7 protein-coding genes are annotated in these 4388 nt (G+C 62.7%); 1 reads left to right on the top strand and 6 read right to left on the bottom strand.

Going from position 1 to position 4388, the window contains the following annotated elements:
• The 6 genes from ACLQ62_RS08320 to infC all read right to left on the bottom strand — a co-directional run.
• Positions 1-368: transporter substrate-binding domain-containing protein (locus ACLQ62_RS08320; protein ID WP_411721175.1), on the bottom strand; the 368-nt coding region annotated here is incomplete at its 3' end.
• A gap of 89 nt (positions 369-457) precedes the next feature.
• Positions 458-1246, bottom strand: a complete 789-nt coding sequence (locus ACLQ62_RS08315) for an amino acid ABC transporter ATP-binding protein (RefSeq protein WP_411721174.1) — start codon at positions 1244-1246, stop codon at positions 458-460.
• A gap of 85 nt (positions 1247-1331) precedes the next feature.
• Complete coding sequence (locus ACLQ62_RS08310; RefSeq protein WP_411721173.1) at positions 1332-2141, bottom strand: TrmH family RNA methyltransferase; 810 nt, start codon at positions 2139-2141, stop codon at positions 1332-1334.
• 104 nt (positions 2142-2245) lie between these two features.
• Positions 2246-2638, bottom strand: a complete 393-nt coding sequence (gene rplT / locus ACLQ62_RS08305) for a 50S ribosomal protein L20 (protein WP_121673378.1) — start codon at positions 2636-2638, stop codon at positions 2246-2248.
• 26 nt (positions 2639-2664) lie between these two features.
• Positions 2665-2859 (bottom strand): 50S ribosomal protein L35, encoded by a 195-nt coding sequence (gene rpmI / locus ACLQ62_RS08300; RefSeq protein ID WP_411721172.1) that lies wholly within the window; start codon positions 2857-2859, stop codon positions 2665-2667.
• On the bottom strand, positions 2852-3436 hold the full coding sequence (gene infC / locus ACLQ62_RS08295) for a translation initiation factor IF-3 (RefSeq protein ID WP_090710825.1): 585 nt from the start codon (positions 3434-3436) through the stop codon (positions 2852-2854). The genes rpmI and infC overlap by 8 nt, the downstream gene beginning before the upstream one ends.
• Before the next feature lie 269 nt (positions 3437-3705).
• Between infC and ACLQ62_RS08290 the strand changes: the two genes are divergently transcribed.
• A complete protein-coding gene (locus ACLQ62_RS08290) occupies positions 3706-4071 on the top strand; it encodes a DUF1844 domain-containing protein (protein WP_354500841.1) in 366 nt (121 codons plus the stop codon).
• Positions 4072-4388 lie beyond the last annotated feature (317 nt).

The raw sequence follows: 4388 nt of genomic DNA, 5'->3' as shown, positions 1-4388 counted from the left end.
GCGACGACGATGTCGACCTCACCCTGCTGGACGAACGGTTCCCGGTTCGCGGAGACCGTCTCCTTCCACTCGATCTTGTCGTCGGCGATGCCGAGCTTCGCGGCGATGATCTTGCCGATCTCGACGTCAAATCCTTCAGGCTCGCCGCTCGGGCCGACGAGGCCGAACAGGGGCTGGTCGAACTTGGTTCCGATGGTGATCGACCCCGCCTCGGAGAGCTCCGCCATCGTGGTGCCCGCTTCGAACGTCGGTGTTTCTTCGGGCTCCGGTGCCGCGGCACCGCCGCCGGCATCGCCGCCCGCGCAAGCGGAGAGAGCGAGCAGCGCTGCTCCTCCGAGAGCGATCAGGGATAGCTTCTTACGCTTCATCAGCTTCTCATTCCTTTGTTTTGTGCTGTGTCTCGACCGCCGAGGACGGTCAAGTGGAGCGGGCCGGGCCTGACGCCGTGGCCCGGTGGTCAGTGTTCGAGGATCTTTGAGAGGAAGTCCTTCGCCCGCTCGGATTTCGGGTTGGTGAAGAACTGTTCGGGTGTTGCCTCTTCGACGATTTCCCCTTCGGCCATGAAGAGGACCCGGTCGGCAGCCTTGCGCGCGAAGCCCATTTCGTGGGTGACGACGATCATCGTCATGCCCTCTTTGGCGAGGCCGACCATGACGTCGAGAACCTCGTTGATCATCTCCGGGTCGAGTGCACTCGTCGGCTCGTCCATGAGGATGAGCTTGGGGCTCATCGCCAGCGACCGCGCGATCGCGACACGCTGCTGCTGTCCGCCAGAGAGTTGTGCGGGCATCTTGTTGGCCTGGTTGGCGACTCCGACACGTTCGAGCAGCGTCATCGCGCGCTCCGTCGCATCCTTCTTCGACATCTTCTTGACCTTGAGCGGCGCCAGGGTGATGTTCTCGAGCACCGTCTTGTGGGCGAAGAGGTTGAAGGACTGGAACACCATGCCCACGTCGGCGCGCAGGTGGGCGAGCTCGGCTCCCTCTTCAGGGAGCTTCTTACCGTCGATGGTGATCGATCCGGTGTCGATCGTCTCCAGCCGGTTGATGGCGCGGCAGAGAGTCGACTTGCCTGAGCCGCTGGGGCCGATGACGACCACCACCTCGCCGCGAGCGACCGAGGTGTTGATGTCCTTCAGGACGTGCAGCTCACCGTAGTGTTTGTTCACTCCGTCGACGATGACAAGAGGCTCGCCATGTTTGGCAACGGGCACACTTGTGGTGTGCGGGATCAGCGTTGGTTCCATGGAAACCAACGTACGGGACACGATGTTTCGCGCGCATGACGGAGCAGTCCCCGTTACTCAGTTGTAACCAAACGTTTGACCGTTTTCAGGACGCGGGAGTACGCTGCGCAAACGCCGATTCGTACAGGCAGACGGATGCCGCTGTGGCAAGGTTCATGGACTCCGCGTGACCGTAGATCGGTACCGTGATTGCGGCATCCGCCAACGGCAGCTGCTCGTCGGTCAGGCCGTGGGCTTCGTTGCCGAAGAGCCAGGCGGTGGGACCGGCCAGCGTGCCGTCGGCACGGGCGTCGAGCAGGCTGGTGCCCTTGACATCGGCGGCGAGGACGGTGAGCCCGGCAGCGCGGGCCCGCTGGATGACATTGGGCAGTTCAGCGCCCACGGCGATCGGCAGATGGAAGAGCGAACCGGTCGTCGAGCGCACGACCTTCGGGTTGTACAGGTCGACGGTGCGGCCGGTCAGGATGACGGCATCCGCCCCCGCGGAGTCGGCGGCACGGATGATCGTTCCCAGGTTGCCAGGGTCGCGGACCTCTTCGAGGATGGCGATGAGTTTGGGGTCCGCGGCGAAAATGTCCTTCATCGACGTGGGGAACTGGTGGGCGACCGCGATGAACCCCTGCGGGGTCACGGTGTCGCTCATCACGTTGAGCACCTCTTCGGAGACGAACTCGATCTCGACGTCGGCAGCGGCGGCCTTCTCAGCGATGTCGGTGTAGCGCTCGAGAGCCGTGGGTGTCGCGAAAAGCTCGACGAACAACTGCGGGCGGAAGGTCAGCGCCTCGGCGACAGCCTGCGGGCCCTCGAGGAGGAATAGCCCCGTCTCGGCGCGACCTGGGCGTTTGGCAAGTTTGGCGACCGCTCGGACGCGCGGAGAACGTGGGTTATCAAGCACGACGTCAGTCTACGGAGCGGCAGCTGAGAGGTCCGAGAGGCTCGCCATGAACGCGACAACGGGCATCCCGCAAAAGCGGAATGCCCGTTGGAACAAGCAGGAGACTACGCCGCAGCGTCAGCCTTCGGAGCCGACGTGTCGGCCGGGAGGGCCTTCTTCGCGCTCTCGACGAGGGCGGCGAACGTGGCGGGCTCGTGAACAGCGAGTTCAGCGAGGATGCGACGGTCGACCTCAATGCCGGCGAGGCCGAGACCCTGGATGAGGCGGTTGTACGTCAGGCCATTGGCGCGCGATGCCGCGTTGATCCGCTGGATCCAGAGGCGACGGAAGTCACCCTTCTTCTGGCGGCGGTCACGGTACGCGTAAACCATGGAGTGAGTGACCTGCTCCTTGGCCTTGCGGTACAGGCGCGAACGCTGACCGCGGTAACCCTCAGCCCGCTCAAGGATCTTCCGACGCTTCTTGTGAGCGTTTACCGCCCTTTTTACTCTTGCCATTTGTCTATATTCCTAACGGGTCTGGTCTAGCGACCGAGAAGCTTCTTGATGTTCTTGAAGTCGGCTTTCGACACAAGCTGGTCGGCGTTCAGGCGACGCTTGCGCTGGCCGGACTTCACCTCGAGGTTGTGGCGCATGCCCGACTGCTGCTTCTTGATCTTGCCGGAGCCGGTGAGCTTGAATCGCTTCTTGGCGCCGGAGTGGGTCTTCTGCTTAGGCATTGTTTTCCTCCTGCTTAGCTGCCTTGTCGGCAGCACGATGTGCGTTGGCCTCGGCCTTGGCCTCTGACTTGTTCTTCAGAGGGCCGATAACCATGACCATGTTTCGACCGTCGATGGTCGGAGAGGACTCAACTGTGCCCAACTCCGCGACATCTTCGGCAAATTTCTGGAGCAAGCGAACACCCTGATCGGGGCGGGACTGCTCACGGCCGCGGAACAGGATCATTGCTTTGACCTTGTCGCCACCCTTGAGGAACCCCTCAGCGCGCTTTACTTTCGTCTCGTAGTCGTGCTTGTCGATCTTGAGGCGGAAACGGACCTCTTTGAGGATCGTGTTCGCCTGGTTGCGCCGGGCTTCCTTCGCCTTCTGCGCAGCCTCGTACTTGAACTTGCCGTAATCCATGATCTTTGCGACCGGTGGCTTGGAGTTCGGGGCAACCTCGACGAGGTCGAGGTCAGCATCCTGCGCCAGGCGCAGTGCTACCTCGATTTTGACGACGCCGACCTGTTCTCCGGCGGGACCCACGAGGCGAACCTCGGGGACGCGGATACGGTCGTTGGTACGGGGATCGCTAATGCGTAACTCCTCTAACTGAAATCTCGTGACCACTGATTCAGACGGATGCCTGAACCGGGCGAGAGAGGAGAAATGCCACACCGCAACCGCGATGGTTAAACACCATCGCAGCGGCTCGTACCCTGACTACCTCGGCATGGAATCCATGCGTCTGGCGGAGTACAACAACCCGGTAACCTTAGTGAAGCGGTCAAGCGCGGGTGGGAAAAATCCTCTTTCGTACCAGGACGTCGTCCCGGAGCCGTCTTACACTCTAGCAGAGGTTGGCATTGAGCACTAACGAATCCCCCTACGACAATGTTGAAGACGCGGCAGCGGATGCCACCCGCGACATCGCAGACGTCGGCGCGGTCGAGGTCATCACCACGACTGCCGTCCACCTGATGAGCGCAGCAGCCGTGAAGTGCGGTCTCGCCGACGATCCGTCGACGCAACAGGACCTCGACGAGGCCCGGAAGCTCATCAACGCGCTCGCCGGCCTCATCACCGCTGGGGCTCCCGAGATCAGCGACATGCACGCCAGGAGCCTGCGCGACGGGCTGCGTTCCCTGCAGCTGGCGTTCCGCGAGGCATCCGTCATCCCCGACCCGATCGGTAAGGGGCCGGGAGAAAAGTGGACGGGGCCGGTCAACTAGTCTCGGCGGGGGGCGTGCGGCGGAGTCGTGCACCGCTCGACAGTTCACAACGGCCGGGGTAGCTGGCGCTCGACCACACCCTCGCCACCGACTTATGTGACGCAGATGCCGGTTCTCCGTGAGCCTTTTCAACATCCGCGCCATACCAACCGGGTGCGGCCGGGACGCTTCGTTCGTGTGACGCAGATGACGGTTCTCCGTGAGCCTTTTCGACATCCGCGTCACATCAACGCTGTTCCGGTCCGGCCGTCAGTCGGCGAGCGGAATCACGTCGAGGCGAGAGCCCGGGCCGACGAGAACGAGCACACGTCTACCTG

Origin of the sequence: Mycetocola sp. (genome assembly GCF_046716805.1) — a bacterium.
Classification (GTDB): Bacteria; Actinomycetota; Actinomycetes; order Actinomycetales; family Microbacteriaceae; genus Mycetocola_A.
Note: the sequence above shows the minus strand (reverse complement) of the source record. Positions and strands in the feature narration are given on the sequence as shown.

Excerpts from the sequence above, each read along its gene's own strand:
- ACLQ62_RS08315 (WP_411721174.1), bottom strand. The coding sequence starts at position 1,246 with ATGGAACCAACGCTGATCCCGCACACCACAAGTGTGCCCGTTGCCAAA.
- rplT (WP_121673378.1), bottom strand. The coding sequence starts at position 2,638 with ATGGCAAGAGTAAAAAGGGCGGTAAACGCTCACAAGAAGCGTCGGAAG.
- rpmI (WP_411721172.1), bottom strand. The coding sequence starts at position 2,859 with ATGCCTAAGCAGAAGACCCACTCCGGCGCCAAGAAGCGATTCAAGCTC.